General features: G+C 72.0%; 24 protein-coding genes. 17 read left to right on the top strand and 7 right to left on the bottom strand.

Features of this window, described 5'->3' with window-relative positions; translation table 11 throughout:
• Positions 1–14: 14 nt before the first annotated feature.
• From AB0368_RS08530 to AB0368_RS08520, 3 genes are read right to left on the bottom strand one after another with little or no spacing between them, the layout of a single operon-like run.
• Positions 15–617: a hypothetical protein gene (locus AB0368_RS08530; protein ID WP_366153164.1), complete on the bottom strand. Its 603-nt coding sequence runs from the start codon at positions 615–617 to the stop codon at positions 15–17.
• Positions 614–1,486 carry an ATP-binding cassette domain-containing protein gene (locus tag AB0368_RS08525; RefSeq protein WP_366153163.1) on the bottom strand — a complete coding sequence of 291 codons (873 nt, stop codon included), beginning with the start codon at positions 1,484–1,486 and terminating at the stop codon, positions 614–616. Before AB0368_RS08525 ends, AB0368_RS08530 begins: the two co-directional genes overlap by 4 nt.
• 37 nt (positions 1,487–1,523) lie before the next feature.
• Positions 1,524–3,248 carry an anti-sigma factor RsbA family regulatory protein gene (locus tag AB0368_RS08520; RefSeq protein ID WP_366153162.1) on the bottom strand — a complete coding sequence of 575 codons (1,725 nt, stop codon included), beginning with the start codon at positions 3,246–3,248 and terminating at the stop codon, positions 1,524–1,526.
• 129 nt (positions 3,249–3,377) lie between these two features.
• On the opposite strand from AB0368_RS08520, the gene AB0368_RS08515 reads away from it, so the two are divergent.
• The 3 genes from AB0368_RS08515 (at position 3,378) to AB0368_RS08505 (ending at position 5,871) form a co-directional block, all read left to right on the top strand.
• Positions 3,378–4,421: a hypothetical protein gene (locus AB0368_RS08515; protein ID WP_366153161.1), complete on the top strand. Its 1,044-nt coding sequence runs from the start codon at positions 3,378–3,380 to the stop codon at positions 4,419–4,421.
• Positions 4,418–5,443 carry a helix-turn-helix domain-containing protein gene (locus tag AB0368_RS08510; RefSeq protein ID WP_366153160.1) on the top strand — a complete coding sequence of 342 codons (1,026 nt, stop codon included), beginning with the start codon at positions 4,418–4,420 and terminating at the stop codon, positions 5,441–5,443. Before AB0368_RS08515 ends, AB0368_RS08510 begins: the two co-directional genes overlap by 4 nt.
• Positions 5,444–5,505: 62 nt before the next feature.
• Positions 5,506–5,871, top strand: coding sequence for a helix-turn-helix domain-containing protein (locus tag AB0368_RS08505; RefSeq protein WP_366153159.1), 366 nt, complete (start codon positions 5,506–5,508; stop codon positions 5,869–5,871).
• 66 nt (positions 5,872–5,937) lie between these two features.
• Here the strand turns inward: AB0368_RS08505 and AB0368_RS08500 are convergent, their stop codons facing one another.
• Positions 5,938–6,756 (bottom strand): hypothetical protein, encoded by an 819-nt coding sequence (locus AB0368_RS08500; RefSeq protein WP_366153158.1) that lies wholly within the window; start codon positions 6,754–6,756, stop codon positions 5,938–5,940.
• A 239-nt stretch (positions 6,757–6,995) separates the two neighbouring features.
• Between AB0368_RS08500 and AB0368_RS08495 the strand changes: the two genes are divergently transcribed.
• From AB0368_RS08495 to AB0368_RS08460, 8 genes are all read left to right on the top strand, one after another.
• Complete coding sequence (locus tag AB0368_RS08495; protein WP_366153157.1) at positions 6,996–9,911, top strand: BTAD domain-containing putative transcriptional regulator; 2,916 nt, start codon at positions 6,996–6,998, stop codon at positions 9,909–9,911.
• Between the two features lie 299 nt (positions 9,912–10,210).
• Positions 10,211–11,236, top strand: coding sequence for an ABC transporter substrate-binding protein (locus AB0368_RS08490; RefSeq protein WP_366153156.1), 1,026 nt, complete (start codon positions 10,211–10,213; stop codon positions 11,234–11,236).
• Positions 11,233–12,057 (top strand): ABC transporter ATP-binding protein, encoded by an 825-nt coding sequence (locus AB0368_RS08485; protein WP_366153155.1) that lies wholly within the window; start codon positions 11,233–11,235, stop codon positions 12,055–12,057. The genes AB0368_RS08490 and AB0368_RS08485 overlap by 4 nt, the downstream gene beginning before the upstream one ends.
• Positions 12,050–12,868 carry an ABC transporter permease gene (locus AB0368_RS08480; RefSeq protein WP_366153154.1) on the top strand — a complete coding sequence of 273 codons (819 nt, stop codon included), beginning with the start codon at positions 12,050–12,052 and terminating at the stop codon, positions 12,866–12,868. Before AB0368_RS08485 ends, AB0368_RS08480 begins: the two co-directional genes overlap by 8 nt.
• 12 nt (positions 12,869–12,880) lie before the next feature.
• A complete protein-coding gene (locus tag AB0368_RS08475; protein ID WP_366153153.1) occupies positions 12,881–13,774 on the top strand; it encodes a TauD/TfdA family dioxygenase in 894 nt (297 codons plus the stop codon).
• On the top strand, positions 13,771–15,120 hold the full coding sequence (locus AB0368_RS08470) for an LLM class flavin-dependent oxidoreductase (RefSeq protein WP_366153152.1): 1,350 nt from the start codon (positions 13,771–13,773) through the stop codon (positions 15,118–15,120). The genes AB0368_RS08475 and AB0368_RS08470 overlap by 4 nt, the downstream gene beginning before the upstream one ends.
• Positions 15,117–16,553 carry an MFS transporter gene (locus tag AB0368_RS08465; RefSeq protein ID WP_366153151.1) on the top strand — a complete coding sequence of 479 codons (1,437 nt, stop codon included), beginning with the start codon at positions 15,117–15,119 and terminating at the stop codon, positions 16,551–16,553. The genes AB0368_RS08470 and AB0368_RS08465 overlap by 4 nt, the downstream gene beginning before the upstream one ends.
• Positions 16,550–17,455, top strand: a complete 906-nt coding sequence (locus AB0368_RS08460) for a hypothetical protein (RefSeq protein WP_366153150.1) — start codon at positions 16,550–16,552, stop codon at positions 17,453–17,455. Before AB0368_RS08465 ends, AB0368_RS08460 begins: the two co-directional genes overlap by 4 nt.
• On the opposite strand, the gene AB0368_RS08455 is transcribed toward AB0368_RS08460, so the two are convergent.
• From AB0368_RS08455 to AB0368_RS08445, 3 genes are read right to left on the bottom strand one after another with little or no spacing between them, the layout of a single operon-like run.
• Positions 17,417–18,526 (bottom strand): hypothetical protein, encoded by a 1,110-nt coding sequence (locus AB0368_RS08455; RefSeq protein WP_366153149.1) that lies wholly within the window; start codon positions 18,524–18,526, stop codon positions 17,417–17,419. The genes AB0368_RS08460 and AB0368_RS08455 overlap by 39 nt on opposite strands.
• Positions 18,523–18,858, bottom strand: a complete 336-nt coding sequence (locus AB0368_RS08450) for a PadR family transcriptional regulator (protein WP_366153148.1) — start codon at positions 18,856–18,858, stop codon at positions 18,523–18,525. The genes AB0368_RS08455 and AB0368_RS08450 overlap by 4 nt, the downstream gene beginning before the upstream one ends.
• Positions 18,859–18,914: 56 nt before the next feature.
• Entirely contained in the window at positions 18,915–19,244 is a 330-nt protein-coding gene (locus AB0368_RS08445; protein ID WP_366153147.1) for an Lsr2 family protein, read from the bottom strand.
• 456 nt (positions 19,245–19,700) lie between these two features.
• On the opposite strand from AB0368_RS08445, the gene AB0368_RS08440 reads away from it, so the two are divergent.
• The 6 genes from AB0368_RS08440 (at position 19,701) to AB0368_RS08415 (ending at position 24,281) form a co-directional block, all read left to right on the top strand.
• Positions 19,701–20,483, top strand: coding sequence for a PIG-L family deacetylase (locus tag AB0368_RS08440; protein ID WP_366153146.1), 783 nt, complete (start codon positions 19,701–19,703; stop codon positions 20,481–20,483).
• Between the two features lie 4 nt (positions 20,484–20,487).
• Positions 20,488–20,895: a hypothetical protein gene (locus AB0368_RS08435; protein WP_366153145.1), complete on the top strand. Its 408-nt coding sequence runs from the start codon at positions 20,488–20,490 to the stop codon at positions 20,893–20,895.
• Positions 20,896–20,933: 38 nt separating this feature from the next.
• Positions 20,934–21,371, top strand: coding sequence for a hypothetical protein (locus AB0368_RS08430; protein ID WP_366153144.1), 438 nt, complete (start codon positions 20,934–20,936; stop codon positions 21,369–21,371).
• Positions 21,364–22,563: an MAB_1171c family putative transporter gene (locus AB0368_RS08425; protein ID WP_366153143.1), complete on the top strand. Its 1,200-nt coding sequence runs from the start codon at positions 21,364–21,366 to the stop codon at positions 22,561–22,563. The genes AB0368_RS08430 and AB0368_RS08425 overlap by 8 nt, the downstream gene beginning before the upstream one ends.
• Before the next feature lie 215 nt (positions 22,564–22,778).
• Complete coding sequence (locus AB0368_RS08420; protein ID WP_366153142.1) at positions 22,779–23,957, top strand: M4 family metallopeptidase; 1,179 nt, start codon at positions 22,779–22,781, stop codon at positions 23,955–23,957.
• A 6-nt stretch (positions 23,958–23,963) separates the two neighbouring features.
• The gene (locus AB0368_RS08415; protein WP_366153141.1) at positions 23,964–24,281 is read left to right on the top strand and encodes a protealysin inhibitor emfourin; all 318 of its coding nucleotides are present in this window, start codon (positions 23,964–23,966) and stop codon (positions 24,279–24,281) included.
• Positions 24,282–24,303 lie beyond the last annotated feature (22 nt).

Below are 24,303 nucleotides of genomic sequence, written 5' to 3'. Positions count from 1 at the left end.
CCGCCGCCGGGCGGTCAGTCGCCGGTCAGGTCGCGGCGGACGGACCAGGCGGCGAGGGGCAGGGACGCCGCCGTCCAGGCCAGCAGGGCCAGCACGAATTTGGTCTGGCCGGCCGACGCGAAGAGGAAGCTGGTGAACGGCAGCGGCTCCTCGAGCCGCCCGATCAGGCCCTCGACGAACACCAGCCAGCCCAGGTAGCCGGCAAGCAGCCACATCGGTCGGCGGACGATCGTCGCGTTGGCGACGCCGTACACGGCGATCAACGGGACCGCGGTCAGCGTGGAGCGGTACTGCGCCGTGAAGCCCGACGCAGCGACAGAGATGCCGCTGACCGCGGCGAGCACCAGGCCGAACAGGATCGCCACCGCGAACTGGGCGGCCAGCGCCCGGAGGCGGTGCGGCTGGCCCAGGAACACCAGCACCGCGGTGCGGTGCTGGTAGTGCTGGGCGGTGAGCACCACGGCGAGGCCGAAGGTGCCCAGGCCGGCGAAGAGCGACCAGAACTCCTCGCTGAACCAGCCGGTCAGCGCCGCGAGTGCCGCGAACCCGGCCAGGGAGACCCAGGACGACCGGATCGTCAGACTCCGGTAGAGCTCGCTGCGCAGAACCGCGATCACTGTGCCTCCGCCACGCTCAGGAAGATGTCCTCCAGGTGCTGCGTCTCCGCGACGAGCTCGTACACCGGTACCGCGACGTGCAGCGCGATGTCTCCGGCCTGTTCCGGTGTGAGCCCGGAGACCAGCAGCGCCCGGCCGTCGGTCGAGACCGTCGCGCCGTACTGCTCGTACGCCCGGGACAGCAGGTGGTGGTCGCCGCCGCGGACCCGCAAGCGGGCCATGCCGGACAGCTCGGCCAGCGGTGCCGCCAGCCGGATCCGGCCCTCCGCGATGATGACCACGTCGTCGACCATCAGCTCGAGCTCACCCAGCAGGTGGCTGGAGATCAGCACCGTGCCGCCCGCCGCGGCATGGTCGCGCAGGAGGCCGCGCAGCCAGGCCATCCCGGACGGGTCGAGACCATTGGCAGGCTCGTCCAGGACCAGCACCGGCGGCTCGCCGAGCAGGGCGGTCGCCACCGCCAGCCGCTGCCGCATGCCCAGCGAGTAGTCGCCGGTGCGCTTGTGGGCGTCCGCGGCCAGGCCCACGTACGCCAGCAGCTCGTTCACCCGCCCGCGGGAGGTGCCGCTGAGCAGCGCCTGGGTGACCAGGTGGGCGTGCCCGGTCTGGCCCGGGTGGCTCAGCCCCTGCTCCAGCACCGCGCCGACCTCGCGCAGCGGATGGGCCAGCTCCCGGTACCGGCGGCCGCCGATCAGCGCGGCGCCGCGGGTGGCCCGGCTGAGCCCGAGCAGGATCCGCAGCGTCGTGCTCTTGCCGGAGCCGTTCAGGCCGAGCAGCCCGGTCACCCGTCCCGGCGCGGCGGAGAACGTCACGTCCCGTACGGCGTCCACGCCGCCGTAGGTCTTCGTCAGATCCCGGATGTCGATCATCGGGCGCGATTGTCCCCGCCGATGTCAAGCCGCCGCGTCAGGGCGCCGTCGTCAGCCGTACGGTGAAGTGGTCGGCGTGGGGGAAGAAGTCGAGGCGGTCGCAGAGCCGGCGGGCCAGCCACAGCCCGAGGCGTTGCCGGGCCGGGTCGGTGCGGTGCTCAGTGTGGTATCCGGCCAGCGGATCGTCGAAGCCCGGGCCGTGGTCGCGGACCGTGCACACCACCTTGGCCGGGCCGCGCCACAACCTGACCTGCACCGGTGGGCGGCCGTGCTGCATCGCGTTGCTCGCCACCTCGTTGACGGCGAAAGCCATGTCCTCGGCGTACTCCACCGGCAGGGTGCTGCCGGCGAGCGCGCCCTCCAGCCCGCGACGCAGGACCTCCAGATCGGTCACGTCGTCCACCGCCAGGGCGGGTCCGGTGGTTTCCAGCGGGTCCGGCGCCGGCGCGGCGAAGCGGCGCAGGCAGTCGCGGGGCTCCAGATAGTCCGGGTTGCTGCGCCGGGAGCACGCGGTGATGACGCTCGGGTGGGTCTGCCGGACCGTGCGGAGCGCCTCCTCGGAGAACTCGCGGGTGTTCCACGGGCAGATCGCCTGCACCGGGTAACCGGCCAGGACGTCGTTGAAGGCCGCCTCGAAACTGACCCATTCGCCCCACTGGGAGGGGCGTACCGGCAGGCCCACGTCGCCGGCTATGCGTACGCCTCGCGCGCCGGCCGCCAGGGCCTCCTCCACGGTGTGCTGGAACATGCTCAGGGCGCGCGCCGGCCGCTGGCGGGGGTCGCGGGTGACGTGGCAGACCCACGGGTCGTCGCCCAGCGCGTACGCGATGGGTGTGCCGTTCCTGCCGGCGTCGACCACGACGGCCGCCTCACCTTCCGCCAGTCCCCGGCGCAGGAACGGCACCGTGACGGCGAGCAGCTCGTCGGTGGTGTCGAAGAACAGGACGTCATGAGCGAAGGCGCCGGGCATCACCATTCCTCCCCCCCGTCCGCCCGCGCGTACGGAGACGTCGAGCTTGAGCAGCTTGATCATCCTTGCCACGGCGGGCTGCGGGGCGACCAGGATCAGCCGCCCGCCGCGCTCGCGCAGGTCCACACTGCCCTGCGCCAGCGCGCGCCATCCCGCGGCGCTGATCAGGGCCAGGGCGCTGATGTCGACGTACAGCACCGCTGATGCGGCCAGTGCCGCCGCGACGGCCGTGCTGAGGACCCCTCGCAGGAGCCTCTCGTTGGAGAAGTCGGCCTGCCCGGCCACCACCACCGTACGGTCGCGGCGCCGGAGTTCGAGGTATCGGTGCCGGCTATGGGGATGCCAGGCCGTGAAAAGCCGTAGCTGCTCGTCGGTCAGGTCGTCCTTCCGGTACGGGCAGAGCACGACGGCCGGGTAGGTGTGGCACAGGTCGTTGAGTATCTGCTCGGAGGTCGCGTACTCCTGCCGGGACAGGGTCCCCCCGATGCCGGCGACGACCCGGACGGCGGGGTGTCCCTGCTGCAGGGCCTCGCGCACCGCGGCCGCCAGCTCGCCGGGCCGGCGGTACAGGGCGGACGGGAGTGCCTGCAGAGCCCCGCGGGCAGTCGCCGACGTGACGTCCACACCGCGCTCGTCGAGGATCTCGAGCAGCGGTGGCCCGGACCCGCCGGCGTGCACCGGGTAGAGGACCTTCTCGCCGGTCCGCAGACCGCGGCTCACCCAGCCGCCGAGCCAGGCCCGGTCCGGGCCGTACAGCAGCATGAGATGGCGGGCGATACCGATTCCGGTCATGGCGGGACCCGGCCTCTCGCGAGGGGTATGTCACTCAGGCTCTCGCACACCGTCCTATCGCTACAAGGACGAATCATTCTATGGTGGAAAAAAGCATTGTCCGCGGGGGCCGACCGGAAGGTACGCCTCATGATGCGGTTGTCCGCCGCCGACGTGTCGGTGCTGGACGAGATCGCCGGGATCGCCGTGACGCCGGGGAGCGCGGCGGAACGCGCGAAAGCGCTGCTGGAGCCCCTCCGGCGGATCACGCCGTGCGATGCCGCCTTCATCACCGCGTTCGACCCGGAACGCCGGATGCAGACGCCGCTGCTGCGTTACGGCTACACCGCCGCGGTCATGCGGGCGCTGGACGGGCCGCAGCTCACCCGCGACATCGAGCAGGCCGGTCTGCAGGGCCCGTGTCCGCCCGTACGGATAGGCGACCTGCCCGTGCCCGCCGAGACCCTGCCGACGTGGTCGCAGCACATGTATCCGGCGGGAATCCGCCAGTGTCTGAGCACGGGTCTCTTCGCCCGCGACGGCCGGCATCTCGGCAACGTGACGATGAACAGCGCGGACCCGCGGCCTGCCGGCGAGGCGGACCGGTGGCTGCTGGGTCGCGCCGCGCTGTGGATCGCGCACGCGATAGACCCGTGGCGCACGGTCAGCGCCATCGCCCGGCTGGTGGGCGACGCCGTCGCCGGGGTGGTGCTGACCCGCGGCGGTGACACTGTGCCGCTGACCGGGCTCCCCGATCACCCCCTGCTGGCGCCGGACTCTCCGTTGATCGTCGCGGCGTCCGCCCGGTCGGCCGCCGGGCATCCCTTCGTCACCTTCCTGTGGCCGGACGACGCCCCGGAGTTCGGAGCCGAGCTGTTCCGGGTCAGCATGCTGGTCTGTCCACCCCACCCGCCCGGACACCTGCGCAGGGTGATCCTGCTGTCGCCGGTGCCGTATCCCCGCGGGCTCACCCGCTTCGAACTGCACATCCTCGGCCTGCTCGTCGAGGGATGGTCCCTGCCGCGCGTCGCCGCCGCGCTCTCGATCGGCGTACGCGTGCTGGCCGGCCACCTCGAACTCATCCTGGCCAAGCTCGGCGCGTCCACGCGGCACATGGCGGCGGCCCGGGCGCTGCGCCGGGGCCTCTACATACCCGCCGAACTGACGCTTCCTCAGGAGCACGATTTCCGATGAGCCCGATCTCACCGCCGGCGCTCCGCGTCATCAGCGAGATGGACGCGATCGGCGCCCATCGAAGTCCCATCGCGGCACGCGCGGAGGAGGTGCTCGATGTGGTGCACCGGCTCACGCATTTCGACGCCGCCCGCATCGCCCTGTTCGACGCGCCGCGCCGGCGCCAGACGAACGTGGCCGGGCGCGGCTACCCGGAACGGGCGCGGCAGTACATCGCCGGACCGGGAGCCGTACGCGACGCGGAGCTGCTCGGCCTGCACCGGAATCCGCCACCGATGCGGATCAAGGATCTGCCCGTCCCGGCCCAGGAGATCCCCCTCTGGGCCGAGTACCTGTATCCGGCCGGGTTCCGGGAGGGCGTCATCTTCCCGCTGGTCACGTCGGACGGCCGTTACCTCGGCTTCTGCACCGCCCTGAGCGCGGATGCCGAGCCCGCGGACGATGCCACCTGCGCCCTCCTGGGCCGTCTCCGCCGGCCCATCGCCCACGCCCTCGACCCGATGCGTACGGTGGGCGCCCTCACCGCCCTCGTCGACGACGCGATCGCCGGTGTCGTCCTCACCCACTGCGGCGACACCGTCGCCCTTCCGGGACTGCCCGGCCACCGCCTGCTGGCTCCCCGCTCGCCGGTCCTGGCCGAGGCCCGCACGTGCTACGACGAGGGCGATACGCGCGCCGTCTTCCTCACCGCCACGGGTGCCTCGAAGCCACCGGGCTACCTCAGGGTCACGATGCTGGCCTGCCCCGACCAGCCGCCGCACGAGCTCACCGCCGTCGTCCTGCTGCGTCCCGCCGGCGATCTCCACCATCTGTGCCACCGCGAGATGACGATCCTCGGCCTGCTGATCAGCGGCTGCGCGGTCACGGAGATCGGCGCGCGGATGGGCATCCCCACCCCGTCGGTACGCACGGCCCTCGACCAGGCACGGATGAAGCTCGGCGCCGGCAGCAGCGCCGCGGCGGTGATGCGTGCCGCCGATCACGGCCTCTACCTGCCACCGGTCCTGGCCCGGATCCCCTGAGCCGAACTCGTACGCAAGTGCGTTCTTGTTCCTGTCGGGAACCCGACTGAGGATCGATTGCTGTGAGCGTCGCAACCACCCCGACGGTGCCGCCGGACCCGACCGGCGCTGCCACCCCGATCGAGTTCGCCCGCCGCCTGCGCGCCCTGATGGATGCGTGCCGCAGGTCCCTCGACAGCGTGGCGCTGCGCAGCCGCGCCGCCGGAACGCCGATCTCCCGCGCCACGGTGCACAACCTGGTCACCGCCAGGAGTGTGCCCCGGCGGGACTCGCTGGTGGCTTTCCTGCGCGGCTGCGGGATTCCCCCGCGCGAGCAGATCCGGTGGCTGACCGCCTTCGACGTGGTTTACCCCGACCCGCGCCGTGGCGCCGTGCCGCCGCGCGGTGCCGCACCGGCGCCGGTGCTCAGGGGTGCGCGCTCGCACTGACGAGTGCGCCGAGCCACGGCCGGCGTGGCCGGGGAATGCCTCCCCGGCCACGCCGTCGGCCCGTGCCTAGAGCGCCTTGGGCTCCCCGTACAGCAGGTCGTCCATGACGACCACGTCGCGCGTCGACGTGTCGGTGTTGGTGCTGCTCAGCGGCGCGTTGCCGGTGGTGATGCGGACCTCGTAGACGTCCGCGCCGGTCTTCACGCCGAGGAAGGACAGGCTCTTCGACGCGGTCGTGCCCTTGGGTACGGCGTGCCACCAGAGGCGGGTGCCCCAGCGGTCGTACAGCTCGATCTTGGTGGTGTCCGCCTTGTCCACGTCGGTGAACACGGCGCCGAAGCCGTTGACCGTGGCCGGCGTATTCGTGCCGGGGCTGAAGAACTTGATGCTCATCTGGTTGGTGCCCACCGGGGTGAACAGCCGCTGCGGGCTGAACGTACCGAAGACGGTCGGGTACTGGGTGTTGAGGTTGCCGAAGCGGACGGGCGTGTGCGTCGGGTTGTCGGTGTCGGCGCTGACCTGGAACCGGTTGCCGGCGCCCGAGGAGAACACGGCGCCGCGGGGCACGGTGGTGTTGAAGAAGTCGCGGGGCAGCGCGTTCGGCGCCGACTGGGCGTCCGGCGTACCGTCCCAGTTGATCTCACGACGACCCGCCGGCTGGCTGCCCGGGGTGCTGCCGTTGTTGGGGTCGCCGAGCAGCGAGCGGTAGGCGTCGACGGTGGGCTGCAGACCCGCCGCATCGGCGGCGGCGCCCTCGATCTTCGTGAAGGTCGGCGCGGCGGCGGCGGAGGCCGGCGTGGCCGCGAGCGGCAGCAGCGTCGCCGGGACGGCGGCCGCGGTCACGGCGAGGCGGAACAGGCGCCGGCGGAGCGGGTTGGTGCGCATGGGTGGGATCTCCCTCGGTCGTGGCGGCCCGTCATCCGGGCGCCGGGAACACCTCGATGCTGCGGCGCGGGCGTGGGGGGCACTGCGGGGTGGCGCGGGGGGACGTGTGGGGGGAGGCAGGTCGGTGGCCCGCCGGGAAACCGACATTCGCCTTGACCGATGCGATGCTGGGTTCGATTCTGGAGCACGGTCCGCCCCGCCCGGCGAGCCGTCCCCTCCCTGGCGCCGGAGCCCACTTCATGACCCTGGGAACAGCCGTAGCACCGTCGCACGCGATCGTCGCGCCGCCTCCGGCCGGCTCGCCGCTGACCCGCTTCGTCGGGCGCGAGGCGGAGATCACCGCCCTGCTGGCCGCGGCGCGCCGGACCCGGCTGCTGAGCCTGGTCGGCCCGGGCGGCAGCGGCAAGACGCGCCTGGCCCATGTGGTCCGCGACCGCTTCGCGGCGCAGAGCGGGCACCCGGCCTGGTGGGTGTCGCTGGCCCAGCTGGACCGGCCGGCGTTGCTGCTGTCCACGGTGGCCGATGCCGTGCAGGTCGCCGAGGTGCCGGGCCGGTCGCTCGCGGACGTGATCGTCGGGCACCTGCGCGAGCGGGAGGGCCTGCTCGTGCTGGACAACTGCGAACATCTCGTCGCGGACTGCGCCGCCCTCGCCGGCGAGCTCTTGCGGGCCTGCCCGGGGCTGCGGATCCTCACGACCAGCCGGGAGCCGCTCGCCGCGGCGGGGGAGACCACCTGGTTCCTGGAGGGCCTGTCCGGCAGTCAGGCGGTGCAGTTGTTCACCGACCGGGCCCGGCTGGTGCTGCCCGGCTTCGCCGTGACCGACGCCAACGCGGCCGACGTGGCCCGGCTGTGCGGCCGGCTGGACGGCATGCCGCTCGCGCTGGAGCTCGCCGCGGCGCGGCTGCGGGTGCTGCCCCTGCCGAAGATCGTCGCCTGGCTCGACGACGCGGTGTCGCTGCTGGTGAGCACCGGCCGCGACGTGGCGCCGCGGCAGGCGACCATGCGTGCCACCCTCGACTGGAGCTACGACCTGCTCCCCGCCGCGGAGCGGGACCTGTTCGCCCGGCTGTCGGTCTTCCGCGGCGGGTTCGGCCTGGCCGCCGCGGCGGCCGTCGCCGGCGACGACGCCGGGGTCCTGGACACGCTGGAGCTGCTCACCCGGCTCGTCGACAAATCGCTGGTGCAGGCCCGCACCGATGGCACCGAGGAGCGCTACCGGCTGCTCGAGGTCGTCCGCCAGTACGCCGCGGAGCACCTCGGCGACCGCGCCGGCACCACCGCCATCCGGCACGCCTGCTTCATGCTGGAGCTCGCCGAACGCGCCGAACAGGGCCTCGCCGGCGCCGGGCTGCGGCCGTGGCTGGACCGGCTGCACCGCGACCGGCACAACATCCGGGCCGCGCTGAGCTGGTCGCGCCACCACGACCCGGGTCTGGGCGTACGGCTGGCCGGCGCGCTGGGCCGGTACTGGCGGCTCAGCGGCCAGTACGCCGAGGGGCGGCAATGGCTGGCGGCGTCCGTGTCCGCGATGGAGGCGACCGCGGCTCCGGCGGCGCGCGCCAAGGCCCTCACGGCGCTGGGCACCCTGGAGTTCCTGCAGTGCGAGTACACCCAGGCCGCCGAACGCCTGTCGCAGGCCCGCCGGCTCTATGCCGCCACCGGCGACGATCGCGGGACGGCCGCGGCGGTGCAGAGCCTCGCCAGCATCGCCCGCGAGCAGGGCCGGTACGCCGAGGCCCGCCGCCACCACGAGGAGGTGCTCGCCATCGGGCACCGCCGCGGCGACGGCGCCGCCGTGGCACGGGCGATCAAGTCGACGGGGTTCACCGCGTGGCTGGAAGGCGACCACGTGGGCGCGATCGAGGCGTCGACCGACGCGGTACGCCGCTTCCGCGAGCTCGGCGACGACGAGGGGCTGGCCGGAGCCCTTGTGGACCTGGCCGCCGCCACGTTCCGCCAGGGGGACCCCGACGCGGCGCGCCCTCTGCTGGAGCAGAGCCTGGCCGTCGCCGATCGGCTCGGCCTGCGCGAGGCGACCGCCTGGGCGCACGAGCAACTCGGACTCGTCGCCGCGGCCGGAGGTGACCGCGCGGAGGCGGTGCGGCTGCTGCGCCACAGTCTCGGCGTCCACCACGAGCTGGGGGACCGCTGGCGCACGGCGAGCGTCCTGGAGGCCCTCGCGGGTGAGCACGCCGACCCGGCCGGCGGTGCCCGGCTGCTGGCCGCCGCGGCGCGGCTGCGCGAGCTGATCGGCACCCCGCTGCCGCCGTGCGACCGGCCGGATCACGAGCGGCGGCTCCAGGCGATCCGTGCCGCGCTGAACCCGGCGCAGCTGGCACGCGTCACCAGGGAGGGGCGCAGCCTGTCGGTGGATCAGGCCGTCGAGGCGGCGCTGGAGCCGGAACGGGCCGTCGTCGCGGCGGCCGAGGTCGCCGTGCGCGCGCTGGGCCGCACCCGGGTCACGATCGCGGGCCGGGCGCTCGGCCCGGAGGACTGGACCTACGCGAAGCCCCGCGAGCTGCTGTTCCACCTGCTGACCCGGCCCGGCAGCAGCAAGGCCGAGATCGGGCTGGCGCTGTGGCCCGACGCCTCCGGCACCGAGCTGCGCAACAGCTTCCACACCAGCCTGAAGTTCCTGCGCCGGGCGGTCGGCGACGCGGTCCGGGTCCGCTACGCCGGCGGCATCTACCGGGTCGAGCCGGTGCTGCCCTTGCGCTACGACGTCGAGGATTTCCGTACGGCCGCGGCCGCGGCCACGGCCCGCGGCCACGGCACCACACCGGCCGCGATCGACGCGCTGACCGACGCCGCGGCCCGCTACCCGGGCGACTTCCTCGGCGACGTGCCGGCCGGGGCGTGGGCCGAGCAGCACCGTGACGAGCTGCGGCGCGAGTACGAGTACGTCCTCCGTACGCTCGGCGGCCTCCTCGCCCGGAACCGCCGCTTCGCCGAGGCCGCCGAGGTCTTCGCCCGTCTGGTGGCGCACGACCCGCTGCTGGAGGCGGCGCACCGGGGCCTGATGCGCTGCCACGCCGCGCTGGGGGACCGGGGGCGGGCGCTGCGCCAGTACGAGGAACTGACCTGCCTCCTTGACGACCAGCTCGGCGTGCCACCGTCCCCGGAGACCACGGAGCTCTACGCCCGCCTTCGCTGATATCCCACTCACTCTATGGGAAATGTATGTGACGTGGGTCACAAAGTGGCTGACTTCGGCAGGTCCGGGCGCTTACCTTGCTGACATGAACCGGAGCAAGCGTCTCACCCGACGCCGCTTCGTCGACTACCTCCGGGTGTGTTCCTGCACCTGTTGAGTCGCCGGGCGAGCGCAGCAGATCAACGCCCGACCTTCTTCGCATGTCGACGCCGCGAGCCGGCGCGACGACCCTTGCCCTCCTCCCGTGGCGCCGCCGCCACCCGGGCCGATGACACCTACCCGCAGCAAGGAGCCTTCCCATGAAGATGACCAGAGCCGCCGTGGCGGCCGCCCTGGCCGCCAGCCTCGCCGCGGCCGCACTGTCCGGATGCGGATCGTCCGCCGCGGGCGCCGCCGAGAACGTCAAGGAACTGCGATATCAGGGCTGGGTCGGCCAGGTGACGCCGCCCGAGCTCGCCGAGGACCTCGGATACCTCGGGGACGTCAAACTCAAGTGGATCGGCAACACGATCAGCGGCCCGCAGGACATCCAGGCCGCGACCACCGGCGACATCGACTTCGGCGGCGCGTTCAACGGCGCGATCGTCAAGCTGAAGGCCGGCCGGGCGCCGATCACCGCCGTGATCGGCTATTACGGGTCCGACAAGGACACGTACAACGGCTTCTACGTCCGCGCCGACAGTCCGATCAAGACAGCCAAGGATCTGATCGGCAAGAAGATCGGCGTCAACACGCTCGGCGCCCACGCCGAGGCCGTCACCAAGACCTACCTGAGCCGCAACGGCCTCACGCAGGAGGAGATCAAGCAGGTCGAGCTGGTCGTGGTGCCGCCGGTCAACACCGAGCAGTCGCTGCGGCAGGGTCAGATCGACGTCGCCTCGCTCAGTGGGCCGCTGCGGGACAAGGCTCTGGAGCATGGCGCCATCCGGCCGCTCTACACCGACTTCGACCTGCTCGGCGCCTTCACCGGCGGCAGCTACGTGCTGCGCGACGACTTCCTCAAGAGGAACCCGCAGACGGTGAAGACCTTCACGACCGGGGTCGCCAAGGCCATCGAGTGGTCGCGGACGCAACCGCGGGACGTGGTCATCGCCCGGTTCCGCGACATCCTCGCCAAGCGCGGGCGCAACGAGGACGACAGCCAGCTCAAGTTCTGGAAGAGCTACGGCGTGGCCGGCAAGGGCGGCACCATCACGGACAAGGACTTCACCACCTGGATCAACTGGCTGAGCAGCACCGGCGAGCTCAAGACCAAAGATCTCAAGCCGTCCGACCTGTACACCAACCAGTACAACGAGCTGGCCTCGGGCGGTGCGGCGCGATGAGCGACGCCAAGATCCGATTCGACGATGTGGGCAAGGTCTTCCAGGCCCGCGGCACCACGGTCACCGCGCTGCAGAACATCGACCTCGAGGTCCGGGCGGGGGAGTTCCTGGTCATCGTGGGCCCGAGCGGCTGCGGCAAGTCCACGCTGCTCGACCTGCTCGGCGGCCTGGCGCGGGCGAGCAGCGGGCGGATTCTGGTCGACGGCACCGAGGTCACCGGGCCCGGCCTGGACCGCGGCGTCGTCTTCCAGCAGTACGCCCTGCTGCCCTGGCGTACGGCGCAGGGCAATGTGGAGTTCGGGCTCGAGGCCAAGCACGTGCCCCGCCGTGAACGCGCCGCGCGGGCCCGGGAGTACCTGGACCTCGTCGGGCTCGCCGGGTTCCACGACAGGTATCCGCACGAGCTCTCCGGCGGCATGAAGCAGCGGGTGGCGATCGCCCGGAGCCTCGCCTTCGACCCCGACGTGCTGCTGATGGACGAGCCGTTCGCGGCCCTGGACGCGCAAACCCGCGACGGGCTCCAGGACGAGCTGCTACGGATCTGGGAGAAGACCGGCAAGACCGTCGTGTTCATCACCCACGGCATCGACGAGGCGGTGTACCTCGGGCAGCGGGTCGCGGTGATGACCTCGCGGCCGGGCCGGATCAAGCAGGTGGTGGACATCCCGCTCACCGCCCGCTCGGCCACCGAGGACCTGCGGTCGGACCCGCGGTTCGCCCACTACCGGCACGAGATCTGGACCCTGCTGCGCGACGAGGTCCGCAAGGCCCGCAAGGCCGAGCTCGGCCTGGACGACAGGAAGGAGTCCGCCCGTGTCTAGCGTCGTGCTGCCCGTGCCACGTGAGATCGTGACGACCGCGCGCGTACCCGTGATGCGTGTCGCCGGCGCGGTCGCGACCCGGACCGTCGCGATCGCCGCGCTGGCCGTCGTGTGGGAGGTCTTCCCGCGGCTCGGCCTCGTCGACGCGACGTTCCTGCCGCCGTTGTCCGAGGTCCTGGCGGCGTGGTGGCAGCTCGTGCAGTCGGGCGAGCTGTGGAACCACGTGCAGGCCAGCCTGACCCGCTCCCTCGCCGGCTTCGGCCTGGCGATCATCGCGGCCATCCCGCTCGGCCTGCTCATCGGCTGGTACCGGCCGGTGGCCAACCTGCTCAACCCGCTGCTCGAGGTGTTCCGCAACACCGCGGCGCTGGCGATCCTGCCGGTCTTCGTGCTGATCCTCGGGCTGGGCGAGACCTCGAAGATCGCGATCATCTTCTACGCCTGCGCATGGCCCGTCCTGCTCAACACGATCAGCGGCGTGCGCACGGTCGACCCGCTGCTGATCAAGTCGGCGCGCTCGCTCGACCTGGGGGCCCTGCGGCTGTTCCAGAAGGTCGTGCTGCCGGCGGCGGTACCGACGATCTTCACCGGCATCCGGCTGGCCGGCGCCTACTCGATCCTGATCCTCATCGCCGCGGAGATGGTCGGCGCCAAGGCCGGCCTCGGCTACCTCATCAACTACGCGCAGTACAACTTCGCCGTGCCCGACATGTACGCCGGGATCATCACCATCTCCGGCATCGGCCTGCTGGTCAACCAGCTGCTCGTGCTCATCGAGCGCCGCTTCTCGACCTGGCGCACCGCCGACTAGAAGGGAACCACCATGACCATCCGCCGTATCGGGGGCCGCATCGGTGCCGAGATCGAGGGCGTCGACCTCTCCCGGCCGATCGACGAGACGCTGGCGAGGGAGCTCAACGGGGCCCTCGTCGAGCACAAGGTCCTGATCTTCCGGGGCCAGGACCTGGACGACGAGGCGCACCTGCGCTTCGCCTCCGCGTTCGGGCCGCTGACCACCGCCCACCCGACCGTGCCCTCGGTGGACGGCCAGGCGAACATCCTGCCGGTGCAGGGCGGCGAGGGAGCCCGCGCCAACTCCTGGCACACCGACGTGACGTTCGTGCTCCGCCCGCCGAAGGCCACCACGCTGCGCAGCCTGGTCATCCCGCCGTACGGCGGCGACACGCTGTTCGCCAGCACCGCGGCCGCGTACGCCGACCTGCCCGAGCACCTGCGCCTGCTCGCCGACCGGCTGTGGGCCGTGCACACCAACGACCACGACTACGCCGAACATCCGCAGTTCCGTAACGAAGAGGTCGAGGAGTACCACAAGGTGTTCGTGTCCCAGCGCTACCGCACCGTGCATCCGGTGGTCCGCATCCACCCCGAGTCGGGTACGCCGAACCTGTTCATCGGCGGGTTCGCGAGCAGCTTCCTCGGGTTGTCGCGGACCGAGTCGCGGGACGTCCTGCGGCTGCTCCAGGCGTACGTGACCCGGCCGGAGAACACGCTGCGCCACCACTGGGCGGTGGGCGACGTCGTCGTCTTCGACAACCGCGCCACCCAGCACTACGCCGCCGACGACTACGGCGACCTGCCCCGCAAGCTGCATCGGGTGACCATCGCCGGCGACGTGCCCGTCGGCGCGGACGGCGGCAAGAGCCACGTCCTCGAGGGCGGCGACGCGGCCCACTACACCCCGCAGGCGGCGTCATGAGCCGGCCCGGACACCTCCACCTCAACGCCTTCCTCATGGGCGTCGGCCACCACGAGGCGGCGTGGCGCCTGCCCGAGAGCGACCCGTACGCCGCCGCCGACGTCGAGCACTACAAGCACCTCGCCCGCATCGCCGAGCGCGGCAAGCTCGACTCGCTGTTCCTCGCCGACGGGCCCGTGCTCTGGGACCAGGTCGAGCGCCGCCCGTCCGGCGTCCTGGAGCCGACCGTCCTGCTGACCGCGCTCGCCGGGGCGACCGAGCGGATCGGGCTGATCGCCACCGCCTCGACCACCTACAACGAGCCCTACAACCTGGCCCGGCGGTTCGCGTCGCTGGACGTCGTCAGCGGCGGGCGGGCCGGCTGGAACATCGTCACCACCGCCGGTCTCGACGCCGCCCGCAACTTCAACCTGGAGCACCTGCCGGCGCACCGCGACCGCTACGAGCGGGCCGCCGAGTTCGTCGACGTCTCCCTGAAGCTGTGGGACTCGTGGGACGACGACGCCGTGGTCGCCGACAAGGAGAGCGGAGTCTGGGGCGACAGCGACAAGATCTACCCTCCGGCGTACGAGGGCAGCTACTACCGCGTCGCCGGGGCGCTCAACGTGCCCCGGACACCGCAGGGCCACCCGTTGCTTGTGCAGGCGGGCTCCTCGGAGAATGGGCGCACCTTCGCCGCCCGCTACGCCGAGGCGGTGTTCACGGCGCACCAGACGCTCGCCGACGCCCAGGAGTTCTACGACGACCTCAAGCGCCGCGCCGCCGAGCACGGCCGCGACCCGGACAGCGTCAAGATCCTGCCCGGCATCGTGCCGCTGATCGGCGCCACCGAGGCCGAGGCCCGCGAGCTCGACGCCGAGCTCAACCGGCTCATCCGGCCCGAGTTCGCGCTGCCCGGCCTGGCCGAGCTGCTCGGCGTCGACGTCGGCGACCTGCGGCTGGACGAGGAACTGCCGGCCTACCTGCCGGAGGAGGACGAGATCGAGGGCGCCAAGAGCCGGCGCACGCTGGTGGTCAACCTCGGCCGCCGCGAGCGGCTCACCGTCCGCCGGATCATCGCCCGGCTCGGCGGCGGGCGCGGGCACCTGACCTTCGCCGGTACGCCCGCACAGGTCGCCGACGCGATCGAGCAGTGGTACGACGCCGGCGCCGCCGACGGCTTCAACATCATGCCGCCGGTGCTGCCGTCCTCGCTGGAGCACTTCGTCGACGAGGTGGTGCCGATCCTGCAGGAACGCGGCCGGTTCCGCACCGAGTACACCGGACGGACGCTGCGGGAGCACTACGGCCTGCCGCGCCCGGCCAACCGCAACACGGCTGACCGCCGTCCCGCGGTCCTTCCGTGACGGCACCGCGGGGCAGGGCCGTTCTCGGCGGCCTCTGCCTCGCCACCGCCGCCTACTCGGTGCTGCAGTCGCTGGTGGTGCCCGCGCTCGGCGTCTTCCAGCGCGAGCTGGGCACCACCCCCTCCGGCGCGGCGTGGATCCTGACCGCCTTCCTGCTCAGCGCGTCGGTGTCCACGCCGCTGCTCGGCCGGCTTGCCGACCTCTACGGCAAGCGCCGCGTCCTGCTCGCCGCGCTCGCCGCGATGAGCGCCGGGTCCGCGGTGTCCGCGGCGGCCGGCGGGCTCGGCCTGATGGTGGCCGGGCGGGCGATCCAGGGCCTCGGCGGCGCCGTGTTCCCGCTCTGCTTCGCGCTGATCCGCGACCGGCTTCCGGCCGACCGGCGGCCGCGCGCCTTCGTCGCCGTCTCCACCGTGATGAGCGTCGGCGGGGCCGCCGGTACGGTGGCGGTCGGCCCGATGCTGTCCGTCGCCTCCTCGCGCTGGCTCTTCGGCGTACCGGCGCTGGTCTCGGCCCTCGCCATGATCCCTGTGGCGGCGCTCCTGCCGGGCGGCGGCCGGCGCCGTGACGACGGCCGCATCGACTGGGCCGGTGCCGCGCTGCTCGCCTCGTGGCTCGGCCTGCTCCTGCTCGCGATCAGCCTCAGCGGCACCTACGGGTGGACGTCCGCACCGGTGCTCGTGCCGGGCCTGGCCGTGCCGGCACTCGCGGCGCTATGGGTGAGCAGGCAGCGCCGCGCCCGGCATCCGCTGGTGGACCTGCGGATGCTCGCGCTGCCGACCGTCCGCGCCACCAACGCGGCCACCCTGCTGCTCGGCTTCGGCATGTTCGGCTCGTGGATGCTGGTACCGCTGCTGGTGAGCCAGCCGGCGAGCAGCGGGATCGGGTTCGGCGCCGGGCCCACGACGGTCGGACTGATCATGCTGCCGACCGCGCTCGGCACGCTGCTGGTGATGCCGGTGCAGAGCCGCCTGGTGCGCCGCCGCGGGCCGCGGGCAGCGCTGACGGCGGGTACGGCCGTCGCCGGCTCGGCGTACCTGATGCTGGCGCTCCTGCACGGCTCGCTGGTGCAGGTCTGCACCGCGGTGCTGGTGATGGGCGCGGGCGTGGGACTCGCCTTCGCGGCGGTGGGTGCCCTGGTGGTCGAGGCCGTGCCGCGGGAACAGACCGGGGTGGCCGCAGCGGTCAACACCGTCATGCGTACGGTCGGCGGCAGCCTCGGCGCCACCGTCGGCGGCACCGTGCTCACCTGGTCGGCCGGTGCGTCGGGCCTGCCCGGTCCGCGCTCCTATGTGCTCGCGATGATCCTGTACGCGCTCGCGATGGGCGGCGGGCTGCTGTGCGCCGTACGCATCCCGAAGTCCTCCTCCGACTTCCTGATATCCGACAACGCCGCTGCCCGTACCGGTGCCGCGCACTACCTTGAATCGGCATGACGGCTGATTCACCGAAGCTGCTCGCCTGGATCACCACGCTGCTCGGCCTGGGCCTGATGGTCATGGGTACGGTGCTGGTGTACGTCCTGGTCGTGATCTGGCCGGCGGTGACCGTCGCCACGGCGGGCGGCACCGGCCCGGCTCCGGCCCAGCGCGTTCAGCTCTTCGGCGTCGTCACCCTCCAGCTGGTCCCGGACGCGGCCCTGCTCCTGCTGGTGGTGATGAGCAGTGCCCTGGGCGGTTTCGTCCACGCCGCGACCTCCTTCGCGACGTACGTGGGCAACCGGGCCCTGGCGCTGAGCTGGGTGTGGTGGTACCTGCTGCGGATCTTCATCGGGGCCGCCCTCGCCGTCATCTTCTACCTGGCGATCCGCGGGGGGTTCCTGGCCGCCCAGGCCGACACGAGTGACGTCAACCCGTACGGCATGGCCGCCCTCGCGGGTCTGGTGGGGCTCTTCTCCAAGCAGGCCACCGACAAGCTGGAGGAGGTCTTCACGACGCTGTTCCGCGTGCAGGACCGCAAGGGCGACGCGCTGCGCAAGGACAAGGTGGCACTGCCGGCGCCACGACTGGTCGCCGTGGCGCCGAGCAGCGTGCCGCGCAACGCCACCGCGGTGCTGCGGCTCCTCGGCGAGGGTTTCGCGGCCGAGTCCACCGCCCGCGTCAGCCGCGCCGGCGACGGGCGCGGCGATGTCCCCGCCGCGCAGCGCGTCGTGAGCGACACGGCCATGGAGCTCACCATCGACGAGCGCGCCCTGGACGAGGGCGGCGCACTCCAGCTCGTCGTCGTCAACCCGGCGCCGGGCGGCGGGACGTCGAACGCCCTCGTCATCCAGGTGGAGGACGTCGAACCCCGGCGGTCCTCACCCCTGCTCGGCCGGCTGCGCCGCACCCGGAAGTAGGCCGGGCACGGCGGTCGTCCGTCCGGCCATGACGGCCAAGGCCGCGACCGCGCACAGCGCCGCGGCGAGGGCCGACCCGGGAACCAGCCGGAGAGTGAGCTCGATCGGCATCCAGGAGGTCCTCAGCTGCTGGAACGGGACGCCCGGATACAGCGGAGCGTGCAGGCTGAACACCGGCATCCGGTCGTCGCCGAGATGCCGGAGCACCAGCCGGGCGGCGGCGCCGCCGAGGACCACGACGGGAAGCGCGGACCAGGCGAAGGCAAGCCCCGCAAGCCTGGCGGCCACCTTGCGGCGGAGGATCGGCAGCACCCGCATCCGGTACGCGCCCCAGGCGGCCAGCAACCATCCGGTCACTGCGCCCAGCAGGCCACCGGCCACTGTGATCGGCAGGTACGCACCGCTGCGCCGGGCGAAGATGTCGACGCTGAGATCGGCGTTCATGTCGGAGGTCCAACGGCTTTCGAACACGACCCCGTCGCGTGCGGCGGAGAGGTATCCGTTGCGGCCCGGGCCGGTGACGGGCAGCGAGGAGACGCCGAACCGGGTGATCGTCCAGCCGTCCGCGGCGAGCCGGTCCCGGGCCTGCTCGGCCCGCCAGCCGGCCGTGGTCAGCGGGTCCCCGGGATATGAACCGGTCCCTCCGTGAAGGACAGGCGCGTGGTACGGCCTTCCATAAGTGCCCATCCACGGCTCGACGATCCCGCCGGTGAGGTCGCTCACCAGGGCCGATGCCTCGCGTTCGGACGGCAGGGCCGGCAGGGTCCGCTCGCCCGCCCAGGAACCCGCGGCCGCGCCGAAGGCGCCCAGGGCCACCGTCGCCAGCACGGCGGCCATCAGCGCGAACGGCCTCCGGGAGGGTAGCCGCAACCGTTGGCGCAGGCCGCCGAGCAGCAGGTCGGCCGCCTCCGCCGGGACCGGGCGGCGTCGTCCGGGCTCCGCCGCCTCCAGCATCGTCGTGAGGATCTCGGTGCCGTGCCGGCGGCGGTAGTGGCCGGGGTACGCGAGGAGCAGCCGGCGATACCACCGTTCCAGGCGGACGTCGCCCGCGGGCCATGCGGCGCCGGTCATGCTGCGCCTCCCGCGATCCGAGGAGTGCCTCTGCGGCCGAGCTGGCGCTCGGCTGCCGCGGCCCGGCGGCGGAGCCGGTCGGCCTGGGTGGCGAGCGCCGCCGCGCCGCCGTCGGTCAGCCGGTAGTAGCGGCGCAGCCGGCCGTCGACGGCGTCCTCCCGGTCGATCTCGATGAGTCCCTGCTCGGCCAGCCGGTCGAGGGCGCCGTAGAGGGTGCCCGCCCGGAGCCGTACGTCGCCGTCGGACAGCTCGGCCACGGACTGCATCACGCCGTAGCCGTGCAGTGGCTCGGCCGCGAGGGCCGAAAGGATCAAGAAGGTCGGTTCCTGCATGACAGGGCAACCTACGGCAGCCGTAATATATCGTCAACCGTACTAACGTGGTGGCGTCAGTGGGAGTGGTGGAAGACCTCGACGACGGAGATCGGCATGCGGCCGTGGCCGGCCAGCTCGTACCCGGTCTGGTCGGCCCACTCCCGGATCGCGCGGTGCTGGTCCTGTCCGGACCCGGCGCGGCGTTCGGTGCGACCCTGGTTTCCGCCGCGACCGATGCGGGTCGCGGCGGACAGGTACGGCTGCAGTGCCGTGCGCAGCCTGCCGGCGTTCTTCTCGGAGAGGTCGATGGTGTAGGTCACGCCGTCGATGCCGAACTCGAGCGTACGGTCGGCGCTGCCGCCGTCGATGTCGTCGGTCAGCACGGTGGTGAGGTGCCTGGCCATGCGGAGATCTCCTGGGCTGGCGAGGAAGTTCTGCTCACGTGCCTCCGATGCTCAGAGCGCGACGCCCCCGATCACCTGCCGTGGCGTTCAGAGCGGTGGATCGCCCGTGAAGCAGACCGCTGCGTGTCCATTCCCGTTCCTATTTCGATAGCCTTCACAATTACGATATTCCTCATGAAGACCTGATTGAGCCTAGGAGTTGCGCCCGTCGCGTGTCAAGTGCATTGGACGCCACAGTGGACAGCGCGTTCGGCCTCCTTTACGGCGGTTTCGCCGCCCGCGATGCAATGTCCTCAATGGAATACATTCGAGAGCGTGACATCGCGAGCGCTATTTGTGGTGTAGTAGACAATTGCGGGACGCGAGGCGGTGACGGTGGTATGAAGAGCCGATCATCGGGGGGCCGTACACTGACCGGAGTCAATGACGATCGCCCACGAGAGGACCTCCTCGACGATGCCTTTCCCGCAAGAGCTGGTTCTGATGGCGGTGCATGCCCACCCCGGGACGGAGTCCACCAACACCGGCGGCATCCTCGCGCGCTACGCGCGGCAGGGTGTGCGTGTCGTCCTGATCACCTGCACGAACGGGGAGTACGGCACGCCGGCGGCGGGTGCGGACCGCGTGGCGGAACTCCGTAACGCCTGCGCCCACCTCGGCGTCACGGACCTCGAGCTGCTCGGCTACCGCGACTCGGGGATGGCGGACACGCGCCCGTCCGACGCTTTCAGCGACGTCCCCGTCGACGACGTCGCCGACCGGATCGGCGCCCTCATCGGCAGCTACCGCCCGCAGGTCGTGGTGACGTACGACCCCGAGGGGCGCTACCACCCGGACCACTCCCACGCCGCGGCGGCGACCCACCGGGCCGTGGCGGCCACCGGCATCCCGGTCAAGGCGTACGGCGTGGCCCTGGGCGCCTCCTACTGGCGCGGGATCCACGACGCGGCGGTGCAGGCGGGGCTGGGCGACTCCTTCGCCGAACCGGAGACCAGCGCCGAGGCCGAACGCGTGGACGAGCGGATCACCACGACCGTCGACGTGGGAGTCGTCCTGGCCCGGAAGCAGGCCGCCATCCTGGCGCACGCCAGCCAGGTCCGCGACACCTGGATGGAGCGGCTCTTCGCGAAGGAGCTGCCCGCGGTGCTGGGCCGGGAGACGTACATCCGCACCTGGGACCGCAGCGGGGCGCCGCTGCCCGAGGACGACCTGTTCGCCGGCGTCCGGAGGAAGGGGTGACCCGATGAACGGCACGTCTGCCGGCGACACCTCCGGGGTCTGGCTGGCCAGCACCGTCCTCAGGCTCCTGGAGCAGAGATACGGCCGCGGCCGCGTCCCCTCCGTACGGGTCCTGGCCCGGCACATGAAGGACGCCAACGACGGCGACTCCATCTCGCACGGCCACATGCACAACATCCTGAGCGGTGACGCCGTCAACATCACCGACCGGACGAGGGCCGTCCTCGCCCGGTTCCTCGGAGTGCCGCCGTCCGCCCTCATGCCGGCAGCTGAGACTGCCGCGGAGACGGACGTCGAGACGCTCGCGATGCGGTTCTCCTCGCTGCGCCCCGAGGAACTGGCAGCGATCGAGATGGCCATCCACATGGTCAAGAACCGTGACGGACAGCGCGACCACACCGACCGAGGGTGAGCCGGCGATGCCCCCGGGGGCGGAGAACGGAGAGGGCTTTGACGTCCAAGTACACGCGCGCGATCGCCGGCAGGCTCGTCGCACGGCTTCCGGACCTGCCCAAGCCCTGGAACATCGAGACGCTCTGCCGCGACGTCGCCGCGGCACGCGGCCGCCCCCTGACCGTGCACGCGGTCCGGCTGCGGGGCCTGCCCTCGGGCCTGTGGTACGACGACGGCAGCCGGGACCGGATCATCCATCGCGCCTCGGCCACCGGCTACTACCGGGACCACATCATCTTGCACGAGATATGCCACGTCCTGGCCGGGCACGGCACGCCGCGACGGGATTTCGCGCGGGTCTGCAACAGCATCGAGGAGGAGCTCGCCGAGACGTTCGCCTCGATGGTGCTGAAGGCGGCGGGGCAGCTGCCCCCACCCGACCTGAGCGCGACGGAACGGCGCGCCGAGGAGCTGCTCGGAGCCTTCCGTGCGTGACGTGCCCGGCTGGGTCGAGAGCCTGCGAGGCGTGCTCCTCATCATCGTCTGGACGGTGCTGATCCTGCGCCTCCCCGCGGTCCGGCGGCGGCAGCAGCGCCCGGCGTGGGTCGTACTGCTGTGCCTCGCCCTGGGTTCGGTGGTCATCCAGGCCGGCGTCGCCCGGTGGATCGACGGCACGAGCGGGGTGGCGCACCTGAGCGACCTCGTGGTGTCCCTCGTGGCGCTCACCGACTTCGCCGCCGTCTGGTGGTTCGCCCTGCACCTGCACCGGGCCGCCCACCCCGGATCGGGGCAACCCTTCCGCGCTCCGCTGGTCGCCGCGGCGACGATGGCCGTCATCGCCGTCGTGCTGTTCGTCCTCACCCCGGACGCCGACAGATACGGCAAGCAGGCCCATGGTTGGTGGATCCCCTACGCCATCGCCTGGATCGGGTACGGGGCGACGACGGCGATCGGGGCGGCGGCCATCTTCTGGCGTACCGCCCGGTCCATGCGCAGCCCGATCCTGCGGGTCAGCATGATCGCCCTGGCGCTGGGCGTCGGCGCCGAACTGCCGTACCTGGTGATCCGGGCCGTCCGGTGGTTCGTGCCGGATACCCCCGCCGGCCTCGCCGTGGCCGGGTTCTGGTTCTCCTTCACACGGTTCGTCGTCGTCGCCCTCGCCTGTTCCGTCGCCGCGCTGGAACCGATGCGCAGGGCCCTGCTCTACCGGGCCCGCCGGCAGCGTCTGTACGGGCTGTGGTTGCTGCTGCGGAAGGCGACGCCCGAGCTGGTCCTGCACGAGCCGCGATCGCGACCGGCCGATCTCCTGAGCTCCGGCGACAGCTGGGAGCTGCTGCACCAGCGGGTCGTCGAGATCCGGGACAGCATCACCTTCCTGCACGACGGCTGGGCCACGCCGCGGCTGTTGGGCGAGGCCGCGGAGTACGCCGTCGATGTGGCCGAACCGAGCCGGGAACGTCTCGTCGCCGTCGCCTGCTGGATCGAGGCGACCCGCCGTGAGGCGCGGACCGGTGCGCCCAGGATCGACCAGGAGCCCGGCCAGGGTCTGCTGCCGGACGTGCGCGCCACCACCTCGACCATGCGCCGAGAAGTGAGCCAGCTGGTGAAGCTGCATCGCCACCTCACGTCGCGGGCGGTGAAGGACTTCGCCGACCGGCAGGAGAGCAGTTCCGCCAGCTCGGTGTGATAACGGATCGACGGCCGTCTCTAATGGGCCCGGCGATGATTCCGCGGCCGTTCTGATCGCGCGTGTCGCCATTTGGACTTTCGTCTGGACCAGGGCGGATGCGGGTGTCACGGTGAGGAAATTCTGCGACCGCCGGCCGATGTGCGGATCATGGGCACACCAGGGACTCCGGGCACAGAACAAACCCATTCCGTGCCTTGGAGGAGGCTGAAGCCGTGACCGTCAATCGCCGGCGCCTGACCTGCATCACACCGCCGTACATTCTTCAGAGTCTGCTCGAGAGCGACGACGCGCAGATCCGCCGCGCCGCGCTGGCCACGCTGGTTTCCACCGCCCAGCTCCGCGGCGAGCGGAACGTCCGGTCCCTGCTCGCGGGGGCTGCTTCGGCCCCGGTAGCCGGTCGCCGGTCGATCTTCGACTGCCGCACCGGCATCCTCCTGCGGATCGCCACGCTCGCCCGGACGGAGGGCGGCGAGGAGGTGGCCGACGAATCCGTCAATCGCGCATACGACGGATTCGGGGTGACCCGGGAATTCCTGCGCGAGGTGCTCGAACGCGACTCCATCGACGGCCTCGGCATGCGGCTGCACGGGTACGTCCACCGGGGGCTGCGTTACAACAATGCTTTCTGGGACGGAAGTGAAATGGTCTTCGGCGACGGTGACGGACGCGTTTTCAGCGATTTCACCGGCTCGCTGGACGTCATCGCGCACGAACTGGCGCACGGCGTCACCGAGTTCACCGCCGCGTGGGAGTACCACGATCAGCCCGGCGCCCTGAACGAGTCGATGTCCGACGTTTTCGGGTCGATGGTCAAGCAGTGGGCGCTCAAGCAGAGCGCTGCCGACGCGGACTGGCTCATCGGGGCCGACGTCTTCACGCCCGGCATCGACGCCGACGCGCTGCGCTCGATGAAGGCCCCGGGCACGGCGTTCGACAACCAGCTGTTCGGCAAGGACCCGCAGCCGGCGCACATGAACGACTTCGTCGAGCTGCCGGACACCGAGGAGGGTGACTTCGGCGGGGTGCACATCAACTCGGGCATCCCGAACAAGGCTTTCCACCTCGTCGCGACCGGGATCGGCGGCAACTCGTGGGAGGCCGCGGGCCACATCTGGTACGAGTCGCTCAAGGCCTCGACCGCCCATGCGCAGTTCGCCGACTTCGCCGCGACCACCCACGCCAAGGCGGGCGAGCTGTACGGCTCGGGAAGCGCCGAGCAACAGGCGGTCGCGGACGCCTGGGAGGGCGTGGGCGTCCCGGTCACGGTCCCGCCGGCCACGCCCGGCGACGACAACGGGTCGGCGCCCTCGATCTCCCAGCAGCTCGAGGGCCTCACCGCCCAGGTCCAGGCACTCGCCGCCGAGGTGCAGGCGCTGGCGGGCAGGCACTGAGTGAGGGTGACCCTGCAAGAGCACGGTGGCCTGGCGGCGGCGATCAACCGGGTCGCTGCCGTCCGGGTCGCCGACACCCGCCTGCTGCCGCCGCAGCAGGCGGAGGAGCTGGCCCGGCTGGCGGAGGCGGCGCTCGGCACGGACGCCGCCCCGCCGGCCGGGCCCGCGGCCTCATCGGCCGGGCGCGGCGCGGCTCGGGATGCGATGTCCTACACCGTCACCGTCGAGGACACCGGGGCCACCAGGGTGCTGAACGGCTCCGACACCGACGCATCCCCGCAGCTCGCCGACTTGGTCAGGTTTCTGCAGGACCACGCACGCTGAGGGCAGGTATCTCGGCACCGGG

This window comes from Actinoplanes sp. NPDC051475 (assembly GCF_040689425.1).
In the GTDB taxonomy this organism is placed as follows: domain Bacteria; phylum Actinomycetota; class Actinomycetes; order Mycobacteriales; family Micromonosporaceae; genus Actinoplanes.
This window is presented reverse-complemented; position numbering and strand designations above follow the sequence as displayed.

Bases quoted from the DNA above. Each gene is read 5' to 3' on its own strand.
- AB0368_RS08445 (WP_366153147.1), bottom strand. From the start codon at position 19,244: ATGGCCAGGCACCTCACCACCGTGCTGACCGACGACATCGACGGCGGC.
- AB0368_RS08485 (WP_366153155.1), top strand. From the start codon at position 11,233: ATGAGCGACGCCAAGATCCGATTCGACGATGTGGGCAAGGTCTTCCAG.
- AB0368_RS08440 (WP_366153146.1), top strand. From the start codon at position 19,701: ATGCCTTTCCCGCAAGAGCTGGTTCTGATGGCGGTGCATGCCCACCCC.
- AB0368_RS08515 (WP_366153161.1), top strand. From the start codon at position 3,378: ATGATGCGGTTGTCCGCCGCCGACGTGTCGGTGCTGGACGAGATCGCC.
- AB0368_RS08510 (WP_366153160.1), top strand. From the start codon at position 4,418: ATGAGCCCGATCTCACCGCCGGCGCTCCGCGTCATCAGCGAGATGGAC.
- AB0368_RS08470 (WP_366153152.1), top strand. From the start codon at position 13,771: ATGAGCCGGCCCGGACACCTCCACCTCAACGCCTTCCTCATGGGCGTC.
- AB0368_RS08435 (WP_366153145.1), top strand. From the start codon at position 20,488: ATGAACGGCACGTCTGCCGGCGACACCTCCGGGGTCTGGCTGGCCAGC.
- AB0368_RS08495 (WP_366153157.1), top strand. From the start codon at position 6,996: ATGACCCTGGGAACAGCCGTAGCACCGTCGCACGCGATCGTCGCGCCG.
- AB0368_RS08490 (WP_366153156.1), top strand. From the start codon at position 10,211: ATGAAGATGACCAGAGCCGCCGTGGCGGCCGCCCTGGCCGCCAGCCTC.
- AB0368_RS08520 (WP_366153162.1), bottom strand. From the start codon at position 3,248: ATGACCGGAATCGGTATCGCCCGCCATCTCATGCTGCTGTACGGCCCG.
- AB0368_RS08525 (WP_366153163.1), bottom strand. From the start codon at position 1,486: ATGATCGACATCCGGGATCTGACGAAGACCTACGGCGGCGTGGACGCC.
- AB0368_RS08450 (WP_366153148.1), bottom strand. From the start codon at position 18,858: ATGCAGGAACCGACCTTCTTGATCCTTTCGGCCCTCGCGGCCGAGCCA.
- AB0368_RS08500 (WP_366153158.1), bottom strand. From the start codon at position 6,756: ATGCGCACCAACCCGCTCCGCCGGCGCCTGTTCCGCCTCGCCGTGACC.
- AB0368_RS08475 (WP_366153153.1), top strand. From the start codon at position 12,881: ATGACCATCCGCCGTATCGGGGGCCGCATCGGTGCCGAGATCGAGGGC.
- AB0368_RS08455 (WP_366153149.1), bottom strand. From the start codon at position 18,526: ATGACCGGCGCCGCATGGCCCGCGGGCGACGTCCGCCTGGAACGGTGG.
- AB0368_RS08460 (WP_366153150.1), top strand. From the start codon at position 16,550: ATGACGGCTGATTCACCGAAGCTGCTCGCCTGGATCACCACGCTGCTC.